The 21,653-nt window shown below is 67.7% G+C and carries 18 protein-coding genes; 9 read left to right on the forward strand and 9 right to left on the reverse strand.

Going from position 1 to position 21,653, the window contains the following annotated elements; genetic code table 11:
* Nucleotides 1–24 precede the first annotated feature (24 nt).
* Together BSP109_RS03195 and glnA are read right to left on the reverse strand one after the other, a co-directional pair.
* A complete protein-coding gene (locus BSP109_RS03195; protein ID WP_101599352.1) occupies nt 25–1,488 on the reverse strand; it encodes a mycothione reductase in 1,464 nt (487 codons plus the stop codon).
* Nucleotides 1,489–1,551: 63 nt separating this feature from the next.
* On the reverse strand, nt 1,552–2,976 hold the full coding sequence (gene glnA, locus BSP109_RS03200) for a type I glutamate--ammonia ligase (protein ID WP_101599353.1): 1,425 nt from the start codon (nt 2,974–2,976) through the stop codon (nt 1,552–1,554).
* A gap of 221 nt (nt 2,977–3,197) precedes the next feature.
* On the opposite strand from glnA, the gene BSP109_RS03205 reads away from it, so the two are divergent.
* Nucleotides 3,198–3,680, forward strand: coding sequence for a hypothetical protein (locus BSP109_RS03205; RefSeq protein ID WP_101599354.1), 483 nt, complete (start codon nt 3,198–3,200; stop codon nt 3,678–3,680).
* A 127-nt stretch (nt 3,681–3,807) separates the two neighbouring features.
* Here the strand turns inward: BSP109_RS03205 and BSP109_RS03210 are convergent, their stop codons facing one another.
* Genes BSP109_RS03210 through lipB form a run of 3 tightly spaced genes read right to left on the reverse strand, consistent with a single transcriptional unit; the run spans nt 3,808 to nt 6,343 of the window.
* A complete protein-coding gene (locus tag BSP109_RS03210; protein ID WP_101599355.1) occupies nt 3,808–4,566 on the reverse strand; it encodes a DUF4191 domain-containing protein in 759 nt (252 codons plus the stop codon).
* A 38-nt stretch (nt 4,567–4,604) separates the two neighbouring features.
* A complete protein-coding gene (lipA, locus tag BSP109_RS03215) occupies nt 4,605–5,645 on the reverse strand; it encodes a lipoyl synthase (protein ID WP_087006444.1) in 1,041 nt (346 codons plus the stop codon).
* 59 nt (nt 5,646–5,704) lie between these two features.
* Nucleotides 5,705–6,343, reverse strand: a complete 639-nt coding sequence (gene lipB / locus BSP109_RS03220) for a lipoyl(octanoyl) transferase LipB (RefSeq protein WP_101599356.1) — start codon at nt 6,341–6,343, stop codon at nt 5,705–5,707.
* A gap of 179 nt (nt 6,344–6,522) precedes the next feature.
* Here lipB and BSP109_RS03225 point away from each other — a divergent pair, with 179 nt between their 5' ends.
* Nucleotides 6,523–8,115, forward strand: a complete 1,593-nt coding sequence (locus BSP109_RS03225; protein ID WP_101599357.1) for a hypothetical protein — start codon at nt 6,523–6,525, stop codon at nt 8,113–8,115.
* Nucleotides 8,116–8,289: 174 nt separating this feature from the next.
* On the opposite strand, the gene sucB is transcribed toward BSP109_RS03225, so the two are convergent.
* The 3 genes from sucB to BSP109_RS03240 all read right to left on the reverse strand — a co-directional run bounded on the left by sucB (nt 8,290) and on the right by BSP109_RS03240 (nt 13,200).
* Nucleotides 8,290–10,125, reverse strand: a complete 1,836-nt coding sequence (sucB, locus tag BSP109_RS03230; protein WP_101599358.1) for a 2-oxoglutarate dehydrogenase, E2 component, dihydrolipoamide succinyltransferase — start codon at nt 10,123–10,125, stop codon at nt 8,290–8,292.
* Between the two features lie 21 nt (nt 10,126–10,146).
* Complete coding sequence (gene lpdA / locus BSP109_RS03235) at nt 10,147–11,538, reverse strand: dihydrolipoyl dehydrogenase (RefSeq protein WP_087006451.1); 1,392 nt, start codon at nt 11,536–11,538, stop codon at nt 10,147–10,149.
* Between the two features lie 150 nt (nt 11,539–11,688).
* On the reverse strand, nt 11,689–13,200 hold the full coding sequence (locus tag BSP109_RS03240) for a leucyl aminopeptidase (protein WP_101599359.1): 1,512 nt from the start codon (nt 13,198–13,200) through the stop codon (nt 11,689–11,691).
* Nucleotides 13,201–13,290: 90 nt separating this feature from the next.
* Here BSP109_RS03240 and BSP109_RS03245 point away from each other — a divergent pair, with 90 nt between their 5' ends.
* A complete protein-coding gene (locus tag BSP109_RS03245; RefSeq protein ID WP_101599360.1) occupies nt 13,291–14,403 on the forward strand; it encodes a quinone-dependent dihydroorotate dehydrogenase in 1,113 nt (370 codons plus the stop codon).
* A gap of 72 nt (nt 14,404–14,475) precedes the next feature.
* On the opposite strand, the gene BSP109_RS03250 is transcribed toward BSP109_RS03245, so the two are convergent.
* Nucleotides 14,476–15,102, reverse strand: coding sequence for a DUF3043 domain-containing protein (locus BSP109_RS03250; RefSeq protein ID WP_087006457.1), 627 nt, complete (start codon nt 15,100–15,102; stop codon nt 14,476–14,478).
* Between the two features lie 20 nt (nt 15,103–15,122).
* On the opposite strand from BSP109_RS03250, the gene BSP109_RS03255 reads away from it, so the two are divergent.
* The 6 genes from BSP109_RS03255 to BSP109_RS03280 all read left to right on the forward strand — a co-directional run bounded on the left by BSP109_RS03255 (nt 15,123) and on the right by BSP109_RS03280 (nt 21,013).
* Complete coding sequence (locus BSP109_RS03255) at nt 15,123–16,517, forward strand: dipeptidase (protein ID WP_101599361.1); 1,395 nt, start codon at nt 15,123–15,125, stop codon at nt 16,515–16,517.
* A gap of 161 nt (nt 16,518–16,678) precedes the next feature.
* The gene (locus BSP109_RS03260) at nt 16,679–17,032 is read left to right on the forward strand and encodes an iron-sulfur cluster assembly accessory protein (protein ID WP_087006461.1); all 354 of its coding nucleotides are present in this window, start codon (nt 16,679–16,681) and stop codon (nt 17,030–17,032) included.
* A 167-nt stretch (nt 17,033–17,199) separates the two neighbouring features.
* Nucleotides 17,200–17,838 carry a leucyl/phenylalanyl-tRNA--protein transferase gene (gene aat, locus BSP109_RS03265; RefSeq protein ID WP_306298567.1) on the forward strand — a complete coding sequence of 213 codons (639 nt, stop codon included), beginning with the start codon at nt 17,200–17,202 and terminating at the stop codon, nt 17,836–17,838.
* A 177-nt stretch (nt 17,839–18,015) separates the two neighbouring features.
* Nucleotides 18,016–18,909, forward strand: a complete 894-nt coding sequence (coxB, locus tag BSP109_RS03270) for a cytochrome c oxidase subunit II (protein WP_087006464.1) — start codon at nt 18,016–18,018, stop codon at nt 18,907–18,909.
* On the forward strand, nt 18,909–20,615 hold the full coding sequence (gene ctaD / locus BSP109_RS03275; RefSeq protein ID WP_180959597.1) for a cytochrome c oxidase subunit I: 1,707 nt from the start codon (nt 18,909–18,911) through the stop codon (nt 20,613–20,615). Before coxB ends, ctaD begins: the two co-directional genes overlap by 1 nt.
* Nucleotides 20,612–21,013 carry a cytochrome c oxidase subunit 4 gene (locus tag BSP109_RS03280; RefSeq protein ID WP_087006468.1) on the forward strand — a complete coding sequence of 134 codons (402 nt, stop codon included), beginning with the start codon at nt 20,612–20,614 and terminating at the stop codon, nt 21,011–21,013. The genes ctaD and BSP109_RS03280 overlap by 4 nt, the downstream gene beginning before the upstream one ends.
* Nucleotides 21,014–21,653: the final 640 nt, after the last annotated feature.

Below are 21,653 nucleotides of genomic sequence, written 5' to 3' on the forward strand. Positions count from 1 at the left end.
GGCAGGCGGGCGGCACGCGGGCCGCTACGCGAAGTCGAGGTCCAGCAGCGCGTTCTCGACGACCTCGGGCAGGGCCGGGTGGATCCAGTACTGGCCGCGGGCGACCTCGTCCGCCCGCTGTCCGAACGCCATCGCCTGGATGAGCGGCTGGATGATCATCGACGCCTCCGGCCCCATGATGTGGGCCCCGAGGATGCGCCGGGTGTCCTTGTCCGCGATGACCTTCGCGAATCCGGTCCGATCCTCCAGGGCCCACCCGTACGCGACGCCCGCGTAGTCGCGGCGTCCCACGGTGACGGCGGCGCCCGAGGCCCGGGCCTCCTCCTCCGTCATCCCGACGGTGGCGATCTGCGGACGGGTGAAGACGGCGGCGGGCACGGCATGGTGCCGGGTGGCCGTGAGGTCCGCCTCCTGCGCGCCGCCCGGTGTCCCGGAGGCGAGGTCGACGAGGAGGTTGCGCTGGACGACGTCGGCCTCGTGGTTCGCGACGTGCTTGAGCTGGTAGGGCGAGCAGACGTCGCCCAGGGCGAACACGCCGGGCAGCGGATCGCCGCCGCTGAGCACGCGCTGGTGGGCGTCGACCGACAGCCTGCCATCGGCGTGCACATCGAGCCCTGCGGCCACGGGATCCAGACCGGCGGAGTTCGGCTCGCGGCCGACGGCCAGCAGGAGGCGCTCCACGACGATCGGCTCGGGGACCTCGGCGCCGGGGACGCGGCCCGTGGACGCGAAGGTGACCCGCACCCGTCCGTCGTCGGTGAGGGAGACCTCCGAGGCCTCGATGCCGAAGCGGACGTCGTTCTCCGCGGCGAACGCCGCCGTGTAGGCGGCGGACACCTCTGCGTCCTGGTGGGCGAGCATGCTGTCGCCGCGCACGGCCACCGTGGTGTCCGTGCCGATCGAGGTGAAGATGTGCGCGAACTCCGCGGCGATGTATCCGGAGCCCAGGACGAGGACGGAGTCCGGACGGTCGTCGACCCGCATGATGGAGCGCGAGGTGTGGATCGGGTGGCCCGGTTCGTCGACCAGCGCGGGATCCAGCCCCGGGATGGCCGGCACGACGGGGTGCGCACCGGCTGCGATGACGATGCGATCCGCCGTCACCTCGGAGCCGCCGTCGCCCACGAGCGAGTGCGTGCCCGTGAAGCGCAGATGCTCCGTCAGCACGGTGGTGTTGTCGAGCTCTTCGCTGCGATAGCGGCGGCCCGCGGACTCGATCTCGTCGATGCGGGCGAACACGCGATCGCGGATGGCGGGCCAATCGGCCGATGCGAAGTCCGTCTGGAGCCCGAGGTCCCGGGAGTCAGTCGCCTGGCGTGCGACGTCGGCGACATGGACGTACATCTTCGTGGGGATGCACCCTGCGTTGAGGCAGGTGCCGCCGAACAGGGACGGCTCTGCGATCGCGACCCGCAGATCCGCGAAGCGGTCGTCGAGGATGGAGTTCCCTGAGCCGGTGCCGATGACGAGCACGTCGAAATGAGTCATGCGGGAAGTCTAACGAGGGGCCCCGCCGTCGGCGGGACCCCTCAGAGTGTGGACTGGATCGGGTCAGAGCGAGTAGTAGAGCTCGAACTCCGTCGGGGTCGGGCGGAGACGGGCGACCCCGATCTCCTCTTCGCGCTTGTAGCGGATCCAGGTCTCGATGAGGTCCTCGGTGAAGACGTCGCCGGCCGTGAGGAAGTCGGTGTCCTGCTCGAGCGCGACCAGGGCCTCCTCGAGGGACTGGGGGACGAGGGCGATGCCCTCGAGCTCCTCCGGCGGCAGCTCGTAGAGGTCCTTGTCGATCGGCTCCGGCGGCTCGATGCGGTTCTTGATCCCGTCGAGGCCAGCCATGAGCTGAGCCGAGAACGCGAGATACGGGTTCGACGACGGGTCGGGGACCCGGAACTCGAGGCGCTTGGCCTTGGGGGAGGAGCCTGTGACCGGGATCCTGATCGCAGCCGAGCGGTTCCGTGCCGAGTACACGAGGTTCACCGGAGCCTCGTAGCCCTTCACGAGCCGGCGGTAGGAGTTGATCGTCGGGTTCGTGAACGCGAGGACCGCTCCGGCGTGCTCGATGAGCCCGCCGATGTACCAGCGTGCGAGGTCGGACAGGCCGGCGTAGCCGTTCTCGTCGTAGAACAGCGGCTTGCCGTCCTTCCAGAGGGACTGGTGGCAGTGCATGCCTGAGCCGTTGTCGTCGAACAGCGGCTTCGGCATGAACGTCGCGGACTTGCCGTTCTCCACGGCGACGTTCTTCACGACGTACTTAAAGTCCAGCAGTTCGTCCGCCGCGTGCTTGAGCGTGTTGAACCTGTAGTTGATCTCCTGCTGGCCGGCGGTCCCGACCTCGTGGTGCGCGCGCTCCACGGTGAAGCCGATCTTCCCGAGCGTCAGGGAGATCTCATCGCGGATGTCTGCGAAGTGGTCCTGGGGCGACACCGGGAAGTAGCCGCCCTTCATAGGCGTCTTGTACCCGAGGTTCCCGCCCGGCTCGTCCGCGCCCGTGTTCCACGCGGCCTCGATCGAATCGATCTGGTAGAAGCTGTGGCCGGGGGTGTTCTGATAGCGGATCTCGTCGAAGAGGTAGAACTCCGCCTCCGCGCCGACGTTGACGGTGTCCGCGATGCCCGTGCTCCGCAGGTACGCCTCCGCCTTCTCTGCGACCTGGCGGGGGTCCCGAGAGTACGGCTCGTCCGTGAACGGGTCGACGATGGAGTGGGTGATGACCAGGGTCTTCGCCGCGCGGAACGGATCGAGGTAGGCCGAGCTCACGTCGGCGAGCAGCTTCATGTCCGATTCGTGGATCCCCTGGAAGCCGCGGATCGACGAGCCGTCGAACAGCAGACCCTCGGTGATCTCGTCCTCGCCGTACGACTCCGCTGGAAGGTTGAAGTGCTGGACGACGCCCGGCAGATCGCAGAAGCGGATGTCGACGAACTGGACCTCCTCCTTCTTGACGAATTCGATGAGCTCCTGTGCTGTCGTGAACACGCGCACTCTCCTGCTTTCGATTGTGTGTCGGTGAGGACCGGCGACGGACCACCGTGTCGCCACGGGGTCCCGACGTCCGTTCCGCGCCCATTATATCGACCTGAGGCACCTCCATCGCCACCCGAATGTTCTGCGCGTGTTCAAGGGGAGGCTCTTGACCCTCGCTGGGGCTGCTCGAGGTCGGCGCAGAGGGCAAGGATGCATCGACTAGCCTGGGAGGCATGGTTTCTGAAGGTGAGGACGGCGCGGGCAGGTCCCATTGGCTGACGTATCCGACGCTGCCGGAGGGGTCGTGGCCGGGCCAGCGGCTGGGGCTCCCGCGAGAGGGCCCGGGCGCGGTCGCGTCGATGCTGCGCAGGGTCGGCGGCATCGTGATCGACTGGGTGCTCGCCATCATGATCGCGAACCTGGTGCTCGACGTGGACCTCCTCGTCATGAACATCGCGATCCACTCCATCTTCGCGGTGCTGTACCTGCTGAGCGTGTGGCTCATGGGACGCACGCCGGGCCACCTGGCGATGGGGATCGGAGTGGTCGACATCCAGTCGCGGGGGACCCTCGCCTCGACCGGCCCCGTCGGTCTGCTCCGCGGTCTTCTGCGCACCCTGCTCGTCTGCATCGTCCTCCCCGTCGTCATCACCGATCCCGACGGCCGTGGACTCCATGATCAGGCGACGCGCACCGTCGTCGTGCGCACGCGCTGATCGCGTCCTCACACTCAGGTCATCACGGAGCAGAACGGCTGAGGGCCGCACCGAACTGATCGGTGCGGCCCTCAGCCGTGTCGGCCATGCGCGGAGACGAAGCCCGCGCGTGCAATGCGACTGCGGGTCAGCGACCGCGCAGTGAGCGACGGTCCGGACGGATGTTGTTCGGGTCGACGCCCTTGGGGATCGGTGGGCGGGTCGCGATCGAGCCGATGCCCGTCAGGCGGTTGCGGACTGCCAGGATCTCAGCCTTGTTGAGGCGCTTCGGCAGCTTGTATAGCGTCTTCGTGAGGTTCTCCATGGGGACCTGACCGTCGTTCTCACCGCCTTGGAACGTGTGGACCGGAACGCCGCGCACCACCTTCTCGTGGCGACGCTTCTCCTTGTCGAGCAGCTTCGTCACCTTGTGCCTGCTCCGTCCTTCACCCACGAGCACCACGCCGGCCCGCCCGGTGGTGCGGAAGATCATCTCCTGCGTGCGAGGATCGACAGCGATGGGCTGCTCATCCATCAGCCAGCCGCGCCGGGCGGTGTTGAGGACCGCTCCGATCGCACCGGGCTGGCCGCGCATCTGGTCGAATGCTGCAGTCTCCGCGTAGCGACCGAGCATGAACATCGCGAGCACGGCGCCGGCGAGGAGACCGGAGACGCCCCAGAGGATCGTGCCGAAGACACCGCCGCTGACGAGCAGGCCGACGACGACGCCGACCAGCGTGAGACCCACGAGCGCGGCGGCCATGAGCCAGGCGGAAGCGGGGTTGTGCTTCCGGGCGAGGTTGAAGACCTCGCGCATCTGCTGGATCCGGCCGTTCTTCTTGGGGGCCCGGTCCTTCTTCTTGCGGCCGAAGAGGCCCTTGCGGGGGGTTTCGCTGTTCGTTGACATGCTCTCGCTTCGATGCGGACGGGGTGGGAGGGGTCGACTCAGTAGTGTACCTCGTCGCCCTCACCGAAGGCGTCGACGACCGCCTGCGCCTCCTGGCGGGCCGCCACGTCGCGGTCGAGGTGGGCGAGGTGGGCGGGGATCTCCTCGCCTCGTGCGCGCATCGCCTGGGCCCACAGCTTGCCTGCACGGTAGGACGAGCGGACCAGCGGACCGGACATGACGCCCAGGAAGCCCATGCGCTCTCCCTCGTCGCGCAGATCGACGAACGTCTGCGGCTTGACCCAGCGGGTGATGGGGTGGTGACGCTCAGAGGGCCGCATGTACTGCGTGATCGTGAGGAGGTCCGTGCCGGCCTCCTTGAGGTCGTGCATGGCCTCGACGACCTCCTCGTCGGTCTCTCCCATCCCCAGGATGAGGTTCGACTTCGTCACGAGGCCGGCCTCGCGGGCCTTGGTGATGACGGAGAGGGATCGCTCGTACCGGAATCCCGGGCGGATCCGCTTGAAGATGCGGGGAACGGTCTCCACGTTGTGGGCGAGGACCTCGGGGCGGCTGGAGAAGACCTCTGCGAGCTGGTCGTCCTTGGAATCGAAATCGGGGATGAGGAGTTCGACGCCGGTGCCCGCCCCGTCCTCGTACTCCAGCGCGTGGATCCGGCGGACCGTCTCCGCGTACAGCCAGGCGCCGCCATCGTCGAGGTCGTCGCGGGCGACGCCCGTGATCGTGGAGTAGCGCAGTCCCATCTGACGGACGGAGTCCGCGACGCGGCGGGGCTCATCCGCGTCGAAGTCCGCCGGCTTGCCGGTGTCGATCTGGCAGAAGTCACAGCGTCGGGTGCACTGCTCACCGCCGATGAGGAACGTGGCCTCGCGGTCCTCCCAGCACTCGAAGATGTTGGGGCAGCCGGCCTCCTCGCACACGGTGTTCAGTCCGGCGCCGCGCACGAGTGACTTGAGCTGGGTGAATTCCGGGCCGATGTTGGCCTTCGCCTTGATCCAGGCCGGCTTCTGCTCGATGGGCGTCTGCGCATTGCGCGCCTCGATGCGGAGCAGCCTGCGGCCCTCGGGTGCGAGTGTCACGGTGGAGTCCCTTCACTGAGTGGGCGGTGGTGTCGGTGTCGCCGGGCGAGTGGTCGTGGTCAGGCGGTGATGTGGTCGTCGAGGAGTTCTGCGAGCCGGTCTGCGATCTGCTCGGGGGTGACGGTGCGCCCCAGCTCCTGTGACATCGAGGTGACGCCGGCGTCGGCGATGCCGCAGGGGATGATCGAGTCGAATCCCGCCGAATCGTTCGAGCAGTTCACCGCGAGGCCGTGCATGGTCACGCCGTCGTGGATGCGGATGCCGATGGCTGCGATCTTGCGCTCGGGGCCGCGGTCGTCAGCGGCGAGCCATACTCCTGCCCGTCCCTCGACGGTGCGTGCGGCGATGCCGTGCTCCGCCATGAGCGCGATGAGCGCCTGCTCGATCTGCTCGACGAAGAGGCGGACGTCCTTCGGGTCCTGAAGCCGGTAGATCGCGTATGCGACGAGCTGCCCCGGTCCGTGCCAGGTGATCTTCCCGCCGCGGTCGACGTCGATGACCGGTGTGCCGTCGGACGGCCGCTCGTGGTCCTCCGTCCTCTTCCCCGCCGTATAGACGGCGTCGTGCTCCAGGAGCAGGAGGGTGGAGGGGCGTTCCCCGCGCACCACGTCGTCGTGATAGCGGGTCTGCAGCGACCATGCGTCGCGGTAGTCGACGAGCTGCGGGTGGTATCCGAGGCGCTCCATGGTGAAAGCCATGTGGCTCACAGTATCCGGCGGGGTCGCGCTGCGGCGCACGCCCCACTGTTAACCTCATCACGTCCATCTGGTCACGCTGGAGGCATCCAGGATAGTCAAACAATATCAAATGGACGTATACTGCATCTCACGGCGTCCGAAGGAGTGCGCGACGAAGCGCGCGGAGGGTGGGAGACAGCATGGATGCGGATGCAGCTCGCTGGTCGACCGGCGGGGACTGGGCCATCGACGAGCAGATCGATTCGGCACTCCTCCGCGTGCGCCGGGACGAGGAGACGCGCTGGTTCGCCGTGGTGGATTCGGACGAGGTCGGGGAGGCCGAATCCACGGTGTGGCCGTCCGTGCGCGGTGCGAGTGTGGACGGTCGTGCCGGTCTCCTCGTCCCGCGCTGCGAGGGCGGGCTCCTGGAGGACGCCCTCCGACTGCGCGGGGGCATGTCGGCGGCGCTCGCGCTCGGTGTGCTCGATGAGGTCCTCGAGGTGCTCGAGACGGCTCCGGCGGCGCCCTGTGGCGGATCCCGCGCTGCGATCCGCAGCTTCGCGGTGGAACGGGGCGGAGGCGTGGTCCTGGTGCCGGGCCGTTTCCGGGACGGCGCGACGCGGTCGGATGCGGCCGAGCTCGGAGAGCTGCTGCACCTCGCTCTCACCGGGGCGACGTGGGAGGAGACGGGGCTGCCGGTGTCGGAGACCGCGCCCGAGGCCTCGGCCGCCGTCTCCGGACTCGTCACCGACCTGCTCGAGGGGTCGGTGCTCACCGGTGGGGCGACAGTGCCTGCGGACATCGCGGATCTGCGTGCGCGCATCGGGCGCCTGGGCCCGTCGCGTGAGCGCGGCTTCCTGCCCGCTGAGCCCGGGGTGCTCGAGGACGATGCACCGACAGGGACTCTCAGCCCGGAACTCGTCGAGGCGCTGCGGACCTCACCGACCCGCTCTGCGCGCACGAGCGAGTCGCACCAGGTCGGGTCTCGACTGCCCGGTGCACGCGTGCCCGATCGGCCGCCTCAGGGGCGACGGTCGTCCCGGCGTCGTCGGTCGTCTGAGGGTCATCGGTCGTCCCGAGTGCCGACGGCGAACGGTGACGAGGCCAGACCACGGCGCGACCGGCGACGGGCCGAGCGGGGCAGGAGGCATGGGCGCCTCGCGACAGGCATCCTCGTCCTGTGTGCGGCGGCGGTCGCCGTGGGCGCGGTGCTCATGGGCACAGGTGCCGGATCGCACGCTGGCGACGCGGAGGCGAGGCACGCGTCGTCGCAGCCCACTCCGACCACTCCGCTCACTCCGACCAACCCGGCTGACCCGACACCCACTCCGCCGCAGCCTCCCATGCAGCCTTCGATGCCGTCCCCGTCTTCCGCTGCGCCCTCGGAGATCGGCACGCATGCAGCCGGCCCCCTCGACGCCGCAGTCGCACTCACGCGTGCCCGCGCGGAGGCTTTCGCGAACGGCGACGCGGACGCACTGGCCGCGGTGACGGTGCCCGGGTCTCCTGCGGCTGAGGCGGACGCACAGCGCACGCTGGGGGAGTGTGCCGAGTGCGCAGACGCGCTGTCCCTGTCCGACGTCGGCTTCGCAGTCGACCACGAGTCCCGCGGTGACGAGTCCCGGGGCCTGGGTGCGGAACAGGACTTTGAGGAGGGGCAGCCGCCCGCGGACGGGCAGCGGGCGCACGTGCGTGCGACGATGCGCTCCACGGGCACGGCGCCGGTCCCGGTGGTCCTCGTCCTCGAGTGGTCCGACGACCAGTGGCGCGTCCACGACGTGCGGTCGTCGTAAGACTGGCTGTGCCGGCGTGAGGCTGTGCAGGCGTGACGCTCCGTCGCCGTGAGTCTGGGTCGTCGTGGACATCGCACCCGTGGGTGAATGCGTGTGGGGCGGGAGACCGATGGTCTCCCGCCCCACACGTCGACAGGTGCCGCTCAGCGCGTCAGCGCTGCGGGCTCCCGCTCATCAGAGCTCGAGGTCGCCCTCGAAGTCGGCCTCCTGCAGACGCTCACGGATCGTCTTGAGGAAGCGACCCGCATCCGCACCATCCACCAGCTCATGGTTGTAGGTGAGCGGCAGGTACACCATGTCGCGGACTGCGATCGACTCCGCGCCGTCGGCGGTCTTGACGACCATGGGACGACGGACGATCGTCCCGACGCCCAGGATGCCGGACTGCGGGTAGTTGATGATCGGTGTGTCCATGATCGCGCCGAAGCTGCCGATGTTGGTCACGGAGAACGTGCCGCCGGACAGCTCATCGGGCTTGATCTTGTTGTTGCGCGTCCTGTCGGCCAGATCGTCGATGGCCTTCGAGATGCCGGCGATCGACAGATCGCCCGCATCCTTGATGACCGGGACGAGCAGACCGCGCGGCGTGTCGACTGCGATGCCGACGTGCTCGTGACCGAAGTACTCGATCTCCTTGCCGTCCGCACCCAGCTGCGCGTTCATCTCCGGATGGATCTGCAGCGCTTCGACGACCGCCTTGATGAAGAACGGCAGGTACGTCAGTTTCACTCCGTGCTTCTCCTGGAAGGCGTCCTTGGTCGCCTTCCGCAGATTCGCGACACCGGTGACGTCGACCTCGGACACCTGCGTGAGCTGCGAGGTGTTCTGCAGCGATTCGCGCATGCGCTTCGCGATCGTCTGGCGGATCCGCGAAGACTTCTGCGTCGTGCCGCGCAGCTTCTTCGCCTCCTCCGACAGCTCCACGACGCGCGGTCCGGAACCGCCGGACGTGCCGGTGGCTCCGCTGACCGGTGCGGGAGAGGCCGCCGCATTGAGCACGTCCTGCTTGCGGATGCGACCACCGACGCCGGTGCCCTTGATCGACGTGAGATCGACGCCCTTGCTCTTGGCGAGCTTGCGGACCAGCGGTGTCACGTAGGCGGCGTTGTCACCCGACACGCTGCGTGCGATGTCCTCACCTGATGCGGGGGTGTCTCCACCGCTCACGACCTGAGGAGTGTCCTCGGCCGGCGCGGAGGACGGTTCCGGTGCGGACTCCTCAGCCGGTTCGGGCTGGGACTCCTCGGCCGGAGCCTCGTCCTCTGCAGGTGCCTCCTCCGCGGGGGCCTCTTCGGCCTCGGCAGCGGGTGCCTCATCCGATCCGGAATCATCCGAACCGCCGGCGGCATCCTCGGACCCGACCAGCGCGAGCTTCGCGCCGACCTCGACCTCCTCGTCCTCTTCTGCGAAGAGTTCGAGGACCGTGCCGGCGACGGGGGAGGGGACCTCGGTGTCGACCTTGTCGGTGGAGACCTCGAGCAGCGGCTCGTCGACCTCGATCGTTTCGCCGACCTCCTTGAGCCACCGGGTGACGGTGCCTTCCGTCACGGACTCGCCGAGCGCGGGCATCGTGACCTCGGTCGCGTCGCCGGATCCCGACGACGCCTTCGGTGCGGGTGCCGCCTCGGGCTCTGCTGCGGGCGCGTCCTCCGGCTCGTCGGCCTCGTCCTCGGACGGTGCCTCGTCGGCCTCGTCCGCTGACTCCTCTGCCGTGTCCTCGGCGGGTGCGGATTCCTCAGCGGATGCCTCGGCGTCGCTCGAGCCGCCGCCGGATCCGTCACCGATCACGGCGAGCGCACCGCCGATCTCGACGTCGTCGTCCTCTTCCGCGAGGATCTCTTCGACGACTCCCGCGTACGGGGAGGGGATCTCAGTGTCGACCTTGTCGGTGGAGACCTCGAGCAACGGCTCGTCGACCTCGATCGACTCGCCGACCTCCTTGAGCCACCGGGTGACAGTGCCCTCGGTGACCGATTCGCCCAGAGCGGGCATGTTCACTGTGTTGGACATCGTGTTCGACTCCTTCGGGACTCAGTTGTGCGCGTGGAGCGGCTTGCCGGTGAGGGCGAGGAACGCCTCTCCGATGGCTTCGTTCTGGGTGGGGTGCGCGTGGATGAGCTGCGCGACCTCCTCCGGGAACGCTTCCCAGTTGATGATGAGCTGCGCCTCGCCGGCCTGCTCGCTCAACCGGGCTCCGATCCCGTGGATGCCGAGCACCGGGCCGTCCTTCTCACGGACGACCTTGATGATGCCGGTCGACTTGAGGATGACGGTCTTGCCGTTGCCCGCGAGGTTGTAGTCGAGGGTCTCGATGCTGTCCTCGCCGTACTGCTCAGCGGCCTGCTTCTCCGTGATGCCCACGGAGAAGATCTCCGGCTCCGAGTAGGTGACGCGGGGGACGCCGGACTCGACGAGCGGCGCGGGGTTCAGGCCCGCGATCTCCTCTGCGACGAAGATGCCGTGCGCGAACGAGCGGTGCGCGAGCTGCAGGCCGGGGGTGATGTCGCCGATCGCGTAGACGTTCCCGACGCCCGTGTGCTGGCGCTCATCGACGATGACGAAGCCGCGGTCCGTCGTGATTCCCTGGTCCTCGTAGCCGAAGCCCTGGGTGACGGGGCCGCGGCCCACGGCCACGAGCAGGTAGTCCGCGTCGAGGACGGTGCCGTCCTCGAGCTCCACGTGCACCTGGTCGTCGTCCTGCGTGACGCCCTTGAACATCTTGCCGGTCTTCACGCCGATCTTGCGCTTCTTGAAGGCCCGCTCGAGGTTCTTGGAGATCGCCTCGTCCTCGTTCGCCACGAGTCGGGGGAGTCCCTCGACGATGGTGACCTTCGCACCGAAGGAGGTCCACACACTGGCGAACTCGACGCCGATCACGCCGCCGCCCAGGACGATCGCCGACTCCGGGACGTCCTTGAGGTGGAGCGCCTCCGTGGAGGTGAGCACGCGACCGGAGATGTCGATGCCGATCGTCTTCGGCTCGGAGCCCGTCGCGAGGATGATGTTCTTGCCCGTGACGGTCACGCCGCCCTCATCGTTGGACACCTGGACCGTGTCCGTGCCGGTGAGCTTGCCCTCGCCGGAGATGTAGTCGATGCCGCGAACCTTCACGAGCCCCTGGAGGCCCTTGTAGTTCTTGGAGATGACATCGTCCTTGTAGGCGAGCACGCCCTCGATGTCGATGCCCTGGAATTCGGCCTTGATGCCGAACTGCTCGGCCGACTTCGCCGTCTCCGCGACTTCTGCGGCGTGGAGCAGGGCCTTGGTCGGGACGCAGCCGCGGTGGAGGCACGTGCCGCCCACCTTGTCGCGTTCGATGAGTGCGACGCTCATCCCGAGCGTCGCGGCGCGGAAGGCGGCGGCGTATCCGGCCGTCCCGCCCCCCAGGATCACAAGATCATAGTTCTCTGACGATTCGGTCACGGAGCACTCCTCAATATCCGGCGGACTCTTTGCCACACATGGGCCTCGAGCTCAATCATTCCACTAAACGAGGGGGTTGGGACCCCTATTCCCGGTCGTTTCACGGTGAGGGCGATCACGCGGCGCCCCCACCGTCGGCATTCCCGCCGCTCACGCTCCGGCCAGACGGGCCGCGAGCTCGACGAGGGTGCGCACCGGCACTCCCGTCCCGCCCTTGCCCGTGTAGCCGTGGGGGCCTTCGCCGTTGAACGAGGGTCCTGCGATGTCCAGGTGCGCCCATTCGACGCCGTCTTCCACGAACTCCTGGAGGAACGCAGCGGCGGCGAGCATGCCGCCGGAGCGACCGCCCGCGTTCGTGAGGTCCGCGGTGTTCGAGTCGAAGGAGCGGATCATCTCCTCTGGGATGGGCATCGGCCACATCGGCTCGCCGGATGCCTCCGCCGCGAGGACCAGCTTGTTGCGGGCATCGTCCGTGCCCATGACGCCCGTGGTGCGCAGCCCCAGCGCCACGACCTGCGCGCCCGTGAGCGTCGCGATGTCGACGATGAGGTCCGGGGACTCCTCCTGCGCGGCGACCAGGGCATCGGCGAGCACCAGGCGTCCCTCGGCGTCCGTGTTCGTCACCTCGACGGTCTTCCCGCCGTAGATGCGCAGGACGTCGGCCGGCCGCTGCGCGGATCCGGACGGCATGTTCTCTGCGAGGGCGAGCCACGCGGTGACCCGGACGGGCAGCCCCAGGCGTGCGATCGCGAAGATCGACTGCGCTGCGGCGGCCGCCCCGGCCATGTCCGACTTCATCTCCTCCATCTTCGCCGGCGGCTTGAGCGAGATGCCGCCGGAGTCGAAGGTGATGCCCTTGCCCACGAGCGACAGGTGCGTCGCAGCCTTCTTGGGCGCGTACGAGATCTTCACGAGGCGGGGGCCGCGGGTCGAACCGCCGCCCACGCCGATCAGACCGCCGAACCCGCGGGAGCGCAGGGTGTCCTCGTCGAGCACCTCGACGGTGACCTTGGCCTTCTTGAGGTCGCCGGATCCCGCCTGGTCGACGACGGCCTGCGCGAACGAGGCGGGGAACAGGTCGAGCGGAGGCTGGTTCACGAGGTCGCGGGCGCCCGCGGATGCGGCGGCGATCGTCGCGGCGCGGTCGAGTCCGGCCTTCGCGGATGTCGGGGCGACGAGCGTGAGGGTCGAGACCGGATTCTTGTCCGTGCCGTCGGTCAGGTATGCGGTGTAGCGGTACGAGCCGAGCAGTGCGCCGGTGGCGACGGCCTCGGCGGATGCCGAGTCCGCGACGGGGAAGGCGAGGCCGACGGAGTCCGTCTTCTCCAGCGAGCGCAGGGCGGTGCCCGCGGCACGGCGCAGCGTCTCGAGGTGAGCGCTGTCGGATTCGGCCTCGTCGCCGATCCCTGCGAGCACGACCGAGGTCGCCTTGAAGCCGGTGGGTGCCGGTATCCGGACGGTCGAGCCGGCCTTCCCCGTGTGGCCGACGGCCTCCGCTGCGGCCGTGAGCGCCTGCGCCTGCTTCTTCGCCAGGCCCGGGGCTGCGGGGACGCCTCCCGTCTGGTTCTGCTGGAACGCGACGACGAGTGCATCGACGGTGAGCGCGGCGGGATCGCCGGTGGCGCGCGCGAGCGTCGGGAGGGGAGTGCTGGGGGTGACCATCGAGGGTCCTTCCGTGAGTCGGATGGTGTCCGTCCCTACCCTAGTCCGGTGGGAGTCGCAGGTGAGGGCGGGGCGGATAGACTCCGGCTCGTGGACAATTCCCTGTATTCGCTCGTCTTCCGTGCCGTGTTCGCGCCGATGGATGCGGAGCGCGCTCACCACCTCAGCTTCACGGCCCTGCGCGGACTCGATTCGCTGCCGGGACTGCGGGCCGCGTTCGGCGCAGTGCTGTCGGCCGGGACCGATGATCCGGTCGAGGTGCTGGGCCTGCCTTTCCGCAACCGCGTGGGGCTGGCCGCCGGGTTCGACAAGGAGGGCGGCGGGGTCCGCGCCCTGTCGCGTCTGGGGTTCGGACACATCGAGATCGGGACGGTGACGGGACAGGCGCAGCCGGGCAACGAGCGTCCGCGGCTCTTCCGCCTGCTCGCGCACGACGCGATCCTCAACCGCATGGGCTTCAACAACGCAGGGTCGCATGCCGCCGCAGCCGCGGTCGAGCAGCAGCGGGACCTCGTCGAAGAGCTGCCGGCATCACGGCGACCGATCATCGGGGTCAACATCGGCAAGACCAAGGTCGTCGAGGCGGCGGATGCGGCATCGGACTACGCCGTGTCGACGCGGGAGCTGGCGCCGCTGGCCGACTACCTCGTCATCAACGTGTCCTCGCCGAACACTCCGGGCCTCCGCGACCTGCAGGCGGCGGACTCGCTGCGCCCCATCATCACCGCGGTGCGCGACACCGCCGCGAAGGTCGTCGCGGCCCCGCGCTCGACACTCGGCCACGTTCCGCTGCTCGTGAAGCTCGCGCCGGACCTGGCGGACGGCGACGTGCGGGAACTGGTCGATCTTGCGATCGCGGAGCGGGTCGACGGCCTGGTGCTCACGAACACGACGATCGATCGCGAGGTTCTGACGGGAGCAGACCGGGACTTCGCGCGGGGCGAGGCCGGGGGGATCTCCGGACGGCCGCTCGCCGCACGATCGATGGAGGTGCTGCGCCTGGTGCGCGCCCACCTGGACCGCGCCCACCCGGGATCGCCGATGGCACTGGTATCCGCCGGGGGAGTCGGCGATGCCCGGGACGTCGCAGCTCGCCTGGGTGCGGGGGCAGACCTCGTGCAGGCCTACTCCGGACTCATCTACGGCGGACCGACGTGGCCCGGTCAGGTGGTCCGCGGAAGCCGTGGCGGACGGCGGCGGTGAGCGGGTGGATATGAGGAGGGGCCGGGCGATCGCCCGGCCCCTCCTCATTTCATGCGCGCTGTGCCGTCCGGGTCAGGACGGGTACTGGCCGCGCTTCACAACAGCCTTGGGCACGCGGAGGCGGCGGATCTGCACGGAGCGCATGATCGCGTAGAAGTTGGTGCCGCGCTGGATGGAATCCTCGCCGAACTTCGTCTTGAGGCGACCGCGCAGCAGGACGCAGAGCAGGACGCTGTCGAGCAGGATCAGGATGATCAGGCCGTAGACGATGAAGTTCGCGATCATCGCCCACTGCTGTCCGCCGAACATACCGGCGAGCAGCACGACGAGTGCGATCGGGATGAACATCTCTCCGATCGAGAACCGTGCGTCGACGTAGTCGCGGATGTACCGGCGCTGCGGCCCGGCGTCACGGGGCCCGAGGAACCTCTCGTCCCCGTTCATCACACCGATCCGGGATTCGTCGCGTCGACGACGCATCTCCTCGCGCGCACGCTTGTCAGCGGCCTTGCGGTCGCCACCGACCAGAGGGCGCTGATTGCGCGCTTCCTGGTCGCTGCGCTTGGGCGTGGGGCGATTCTTCTTCTGCTCCGCGGAGTGCGCGGCGGGCTCGGCGTCAGCGCCGACCGCTGTGTCGTCGTGCGACGACGCGCGCTGATCCGGGTCAGCTTCCTGGGGCTTACTCTTCCGTCCGAACACGCAATGAATAGTATCGGATCATGACTGACTCACAGCATCCGCGTCCCGCGTCCGCTCGCGCAGCGGAGCTCCACACCGCACTGGACACCGTCTTCGACCAGGTGAAGGAGACGCTCGCGTCGCTCGTCGCACTCCCGTCGATCGCCTGGCCGTCCTTCGACCAGTCCCATGTCGCCGCGTCCGCCGAGGCCGTCGCCGGCCTGGCCCGGGAGGCGGGCTTCCCGTCGGTGGAGGTCCTCACAGCGCCCACGGCATCCGGTGTCGACGGCGCACCCGCTGTCGTGGCACGTCGAGAGGGTCCGGCGGGCGCTCGGACAGTGGTCCTCTACGCACACCACGACGTCCAGCCCACGGGGGACGAGACCCTGTGGAACACCCCGCCGTTCGTCGCGACGGAGATCGGCGATCGGATCTACGGACGAGGCGCATCCGATGACAAGGCCGGCATCCTCGTCCACCTCACCGCTCTGCGCCTGCTGGGCGACGACCTCGGCGTCGGTGTGGTCCTCTTCGTGGAGGGGGAGGAGGAGGCGGGCTCCCCGAGCTTCCAGAACTTCCTCCGCACGCACCGGGACAAGCTGGCGGGCGACGTCATCGTGGTCGCGGACTCCGGCAACTGGAAGGTCGGCACGCCGGCGCTGACCACCAGCCTGCGCGGCATGGCATCGCTCGAGTTCACCGTGTCCACCCTGGACCACGCGGTGCATTCCGGGATGTACGGGGGAGTGGTGCCCGACGCCGCCCTCGCGATGACGAGACTGCTGGCGACCCTCCACGGTGAGAGCGGGGCGGTGGCGGTGTCCGGCCTCGGCGGCGAGACGCGCGCCGATGTGGAGTACGACGAGGCGGAGCTCCGCCGGGATTCGGGAGTGCTCGACGGCGTGGAGCTCATCGGTGACGGATCGCTGGCCTCCCGCCTGTGGTCCCAGCCATCGATCACCGTCATCGGCCTGGACCTGCCGAATGTCGACGTCTCCTCGAACACGCTGCAGCACTCCGTGCGCGCGAAGCTGAGCATCCGGGTCGCCCCGGGCGGGACCCCGGCCGACGCACTGGCAGCGGTCAAGGAGCATCTGCGCTCCCACGCTCCGTTCGGTGCGCAGGTCGAGTTCGGGGCGGATGAGGGCGGCAGCCCGTGGCGGGCGGACACCGAGGACCCGGTCGTCGACACCGCGATGGCCGCGCTGTCCGACGGCTTCGGAACGGAAGCGGTGCAGGTGGGCCTGGGCGGGTCGATCCCCTTCATCGCGGACCTGCTCGAGGAGTTCCCCTCCGCGTCGATCCTGGTGACAGGAGTGGAGGATCCCGATGCGCGGGCGCACAGCGCCAACGAGTCGCTGCATGTGCCGGACTTCCGGTCGGCGATCGTGTCTGAGGCGCTGCTCCTCGAGGCGCTGGGGCGCGCCGAGGGATAGCCGCTGGGCCGGGATGAGGGATAGGGGGCTGGGCCGGAATGCAGGTCGTCCTACGCGGCGGAATAGGAGCGGCCGTCGCGGTGTTCCGAGGTGTAGCCTGAGAGGACCAACGATCGACAGTGCGATCTGCGACGTTCCCCGAATCGTGCGAAGGAGATCCGATGACCGTCACCGACACGACGACCGTGCCCCACGGAGTCGAACTGACAGACACAGCCGCCGACAAGGTGCGCAACCTGCTCGAGCAGGAGGGCCGTGACGACCTGCGACTGCGCGTCGCAGTGCAGCCCGGTGGCTGCTCCGGTCTCATCTACCAGCTGTACTTCGACGAGCGCACGCTCGACGGAGACGCGGTGCGAGACTTCGACGGCGTCGAAGTGATCGTCGACAAGATGAGCGTTCCATACCTGGGTGAGTCGAAGATCGATTTCTCCGACACCATCGAGAAGCAGGGCTTCACGATCGACAACCCCAACGCCGCGGGTTCCTGCGCGTGCGGTGATTCGTTCCACTGACCCACAGGCGCACTGCGATGGCGGGATCGGGTTCCTCACGGAAGCCCGGTCCCGCTGTGCGTTGCAGGGGAGGTGCGCTGCCGGCGAGGTTCAGCAGCTCGGTGGCTCAGCGGCTTGGAGGCTCAGCGGCTCGCGAGTCGGTGGTCACGTGTTCGATCGGAGGAACGATGATGCACGACGAGGACCTCAAAGCGGTGTCGGTCGGCTTCACCGGTGAGGTGGACCTGGTCATGTCCGCTTATCGAGCGGGTCTCTTCCCGATGGGGCTGGGCGATGACGGCGGCCCCCCGATGGGGTGGTGGGCCCCGACCGTCCGCGGTGTGCTGCTTCCCGGCGGACTGCGGGTGAGCAGGAGCCTGCGCCGCTCGATGCGCGACTTCACCTTCACCGTCGATCAGTCGTTCCCCGCCGTCGTCGCAGGGTGCGCGGACACCTCACGGGAGGGCTCGTGGATCACTGAGGGCTTCGCACGGATGTACGACGACCTCCACGCGGCCGGATGGGCGCATTCGGTCGAGGTGCGCGATGCGGACGGCGCGCTGGTCGGCGGACTCTTCGGCATCAGCTTCGGAGCGGTGTTCGTCGGTGAATCGATGTTCCATGCGGCTACGGACGCGTCGAAGGCGGCGCTCGTCCACCTCTCGGACCTCCTCGATGAGCGGTGCGGGGACCGCTGGATGGTCGACGTGCAGTGGTCGACTGAGCACCTCGAGAGCCTCGGCGTGTCGGAGCTGACGGGGCTCGAATACCTCGATCGGCTCCACCGTGCGGAAGGTGCTCCCGATTCTGAGGCCTTTTTCAGCTGAAGCCCCGCCAACGTGAATTTCTACGCCGTGTAGCGGTAAGGTGTGGGAGACAAAGTCAGAGTTCGGTGACCAGGGCATCTACACCCTTGTCCGCGTTCCGCATTCACGGTGCATCCGGAGTGGGAACCGGCAGGGTCGGCCACCCTGGGGCACCGACAGAGGTTCGAAAGGCTGCACGTGGATTCTCCGAATCAGCCAGCACCGGGGGCGCGCGCGTCCTGGGCCAAGCGGCTCGGTGTGATCGGCGCAGCGGCGGCAACGACACTGCTCGCCGGATGCACGACGGAACAGTGGGAGGTCGGCTTCCTCCATCCCGACTCCAAGGGCGCCACTTCCCACACCGATCACTACATCGCGCTGTGGAACGGCGGATGGATCGCCGCACTCATCGTGGGTGCCATCACCTGGGGCCTGCTGCTGTGGTGCATCGTCGCCTATCGCCGCAAGAAGTCCGATCGCGGCCTGCCCGTCCAGATGCGCTACAACATGCCGGTGGAGATCCTCTACACGGTCGTTCCGATCATCCTGGTCCTCGCGTTCTTCTTCGAGAACGTCAAGACGTTGGACAACACCATCAACGACGACACGGAACCGGAACAGGTCATCGAGGTCTATGGCAAGCAGTGGGCCTGGGACTTCAACTACGTGACGGAGGACGTCCACTACGCCGGAGTTCAGGCGAACCTGGATGGCACTGAGCAGCCGGGCATCGATGCGCCCACGCTCTACCTCCCCTCGAACACGGATCTCGAGCTCAAGCTCGAATCCCGCGACGTGGTGCACTCCTTCTGGATCCCCGCGTTCCTCGAGAAGCGCGACATGTTCCCCGGTCACTCGTCGAGCATCCATCTCCAGGCCCTCAAGGAGGGCGACTACATGGGCAAGTGCGCAGAGCTCTGCGGCGAGTTCCATGCGGAGATGATCTTCAACGTCAAGGTCGTCTCGCCGACCGAATACGACGACTACATCCAGTCCCTGCGCGATCAGGGCAATGAGGGTGTCCTGGGTGAGGAATACAACCGCACCGAGTGGTACCACAACCCCTACGAGCAGGAAGGGGCTGAGAACTGATGACTGCGACTGACTCGCGTCCTGCCGGCATCGTCGGTGCGCCCGCCGATCCGGTACCGACCAGCAAGGGTCGTATCTTCGTCAGCTGGATCACCTCCACTGACCACAAGACGATCGGATACATGTATCTGATCAGCTCCTTCCTCTTCTTCTGCCTCGGCGGCGTGATGGCTCTGCTCATCCGTCTGGAGCTGTGGGAGCCGGGGATGCAGATCCTCGAGACCAAAGAGCAGTACAACCAGATGTTCACCATGCACGGCACGGTGATGCTGCTGATGTTCGCGACACCGCTGTTCTCCGGCTTCGCGAATGTGCTGATGCCTCTTCAGATCGGCGCACCCGACGTCGCCTTCCCGCGACTGAACTCGTTCGCGTTCTGGCTCTTCTCCTTCGGCTCGCTCATCGCGCTGGCAGGCTTCCTCACACCTCAGGGTGCGGCCTCGTTCGGCTGGACGGCGTACGCGCCGCTGTCGAACACCACGTTCACCCCGGGCATCGGTGGTCACCTCTGGGTGATGGGCCTCGCCTTCCAGGGCTTCGGCACCATCCTCGGCTCGGTGAACTTCATCGCCACGATCCTCACGCTGCGCGCTCCGGGCATGACGATGTTCCGCATGTCGATCTTCACGTGGAACACGCTCATCACCGGTGTGCTCGTGCTCATGGCGTTCCCGCCGCTGGCCGCCGCGCTGCTGGGCCTCGCGTCCGACCGGATCCTCGGTGGACACATCTTCAGTCCGGAGAACGGAGGTCCGCTGCTCTGGCAGCACCTCTTCTGGTTCTTCGGGCACCCGGAGGTCTACGTCATCGCTCTGCCGTTCTTCGGCATCGTGTCGGAGATCTTCCCGGTCTTCAGCCGCAAGCCGATCTTCGGCTACGTCGGTCTCGTGTACGCCACGATCGCGATCGCCGCGCTGTCCGTCACGGTGTGGGCACACCACATGTACGTGACCGGTGCCGTGATGCTGCCGTTCTTCGCGTTCATGACGATGCTGATCGCGGTTCCGACCGGTGTGAAGATCTACAACTGGATCGGCACACTGTGGAGGGGCTCGCTCACGTTCGAGACGCCCATGCTGTGGTCGCTCGGCTTCCTCGTGACATTCGTGTTCGGCGGTCTGACGGGAGTCATCCTCAGTTCGCCGGCGCTTGATCAGCAGGTGTCCGACTCCTACTTCGTCGTCGCTCACTTCCACTACGTCCTCTTCGGCACCGTGGTGTTCGCGATGTTCGCCGGCTTCTACTTCTGGTGGCCGAAGTGGACGGGCAAGATGCTGGACGAGACGCTGGGCAAGATCCACTTCTGGGTCCTGTTCATCGGCTTCCACATGACGTTCCTCGTGCAGCACTGGCTGGGCGCAGACGGCATGCCGCGCCGTTACGCCGACTACCTGCCGCAGGACGGTTGGACGTTCCTCAACCAGGTGTCCACCGTGGGATCCCTGATCCTCGGCCTGTCGATGATTCCGTTCTTCTGGAACGTGTGGATCACGTCGCGCAAGGCCCCCAAGGTCACGGTCAACGACCCGTGGGGCTACGGCGGATCGCTCGAGTGGGCGACGTCCTGCCCGCCGCCGCGTCACAACTTCACATCGCTTCCGCGCATCCGCTCCGAGCGCCCTGCGTTCGAAGCGAACCATCCGGAACTGCTGGAGCTCGCGGCCGCCGGTCACGGTGCCGCTGAGGCCAAGGAGGTCGCCAAGTGAAGACAGGCGCATGGATCTTCGGTCTGGGTATCTTCTTCTTCGCGCCCGTCGCGATCGTCTACGGCTTCCTGACCGACTTCACGGAGTGGGTCGGGCTCGCCGGACTCATCCTGGTGGGCGGTATGGCCCTCATGATCGGCGTCTACCTGTGGACGTGGGAGAAGAAGCACCCACAGCTGCCGATGGATGACATCGATGGTGAGATCGAGGACGAGTACTACGAGTACGGCTTCTACTCCCCATGGAGCTGGTGGCCGATCACCGTGGCCACGGGCGCGGCGCTGTGCTTTGTAGCGGTTGCAGTCGGCTGGTGGATCTTCCCGTTCGGCGGCGTCATCGCCATCGTGGGAATGGTCGGTCTGATCTACGAATACGATCGCGGCAAGTTCGCGCACTGATCGGAGCGCGACGGGTTGACCTCGTCGTGGGCCTCGCACTCTGACACACAGGAGGGCGGGATGGAAGGAGACTTCCATCCCGCCCTCCTGTGTCTCTGCTGCGCGTGCTGCGGGTAGTCGGACTGGTGGAGCAGAGCGGGCGCATCGCGTGTCGTTGGAGGCGCTCCTACTCGAGCGTCTTCCTTCTACCCGAGCCTGTGCCTACCCAACCCAGTGCCCACCCGAGCCACCAGCTTTCATCAGACCGCATAGCAAGGAAGTTGTGCGGTCTGATGAATGGGCGTGTCTCGCGCGGGTATGCGCTCGACCCGGCGGTGTCTCGGGACATCGGTGACACTTCTGCACCGGGACATCGGTGGCACTTCTGCATCAGGACATCCGTGACGGTGTGCACGGTCCCGGTGGGGACACTTCCCCACAGCGATCGATGGGTGAGCAGAATCGCCCAAGCTCATCTCCGCGTCGGCTCTGCGGCCTCTCGATGGGTGGAGGAGCCAAGCGATGGGCTGCGAGTGTGTGTGATCGACTATCTGTAGGCCGGTGGAGCAGAGGTTTCCCGCCATGTCAGTGGCAGGTTTCCTACCGAAAGAGCGCTAAGAATCCGGCCACCCCGCTGCACCCCGAAGCTGCGGGGTCCAGA

Source organism: Brevibacterium sp. Mu109 (genome assembly GCF_900169375.1).
In the GTDB taxonomy this organism is placed as follows: domain Bacteria; phylum Actinomycetota; class Actinomycetes; order Actinomycetales; family Brevibacteriaceae; genus Brevibacterium; species Brevibacterium yomogidense_A.

Coding starts and splice junctions, on each gene's coding strand:
- sucB (WP_101599358.1), bottom strand. CDS start 10,125: ATGTCCAACACAGTGAACATGCCCGCTCTGGGCGAATCGGTCACCGAG.
- BSP109_RS03255 (WP_101599361.1), top strand. CDS start 15,123: ATGACTGACTCACAGCATCCGCGTCCCGCGTCCGCTCGCGCAGCGGAG.
- BSP109_RS03260 (WP_087006461.1), top strand. CDS start 16,679: ATGACCGTCACCGACACGACGACCGTGCCCCACGGAGTCGAACTGACA.
- BSP109_RS03195 (WP_101599352.1), bottom strand. CDS start 1,488: ATGACTCATTTCGACGTGCTCGTCATCGGCACCGGCTCAGGGAACTCC.
- lipB (WP_101599356.1), bottom strand. CDS start 6,343: ATGGCTTTCACCATGGAGCGCCTCGGATACCACCCGCAGCTCGTCGAC.
- aat (WP_306298567.1), top strand. CDS start 17,200: ATGATGCACGACGAGGACCTCAAAGCGGTGTCGGTCGGCTTCACCGGT.
- ctaD (WP_180959597.1), top strand. CDS start 18,909: ATGACTGCGACTGACTCGCGTCCTGCCGGCATCGTCGGTGCGCCCGCC.
- BSP109_RS03240 (WP_101599359.1), bottom strand. CDS start 13,200: ATGGTCACCCCCAGCACTCCCCTCCCGACGCTCGCGCGCGCCACCGGC.
- BSP109_RS03210 (WP_101599355.1), bottom strand. CDS start 4,566: ATGTCAACGAACAGCGAAACCCCCCGCAAGGGCCTCTTCGGCCGCAAG.
- BSP109_RS03205 (WP_101599354.1), top strand. CDS start 3,198: ATGGTTTCTGAAGGTGAGGACGGCGCGGGCAGGTCCCATTGGCTGACG.
- BSP109_RS03225 (WP_101599357.1), top strand. CDS start 6,523: ATGGATGCGGATGCAGCTCGCTGGTCGACCGGCGGGGACTGGGCCATC.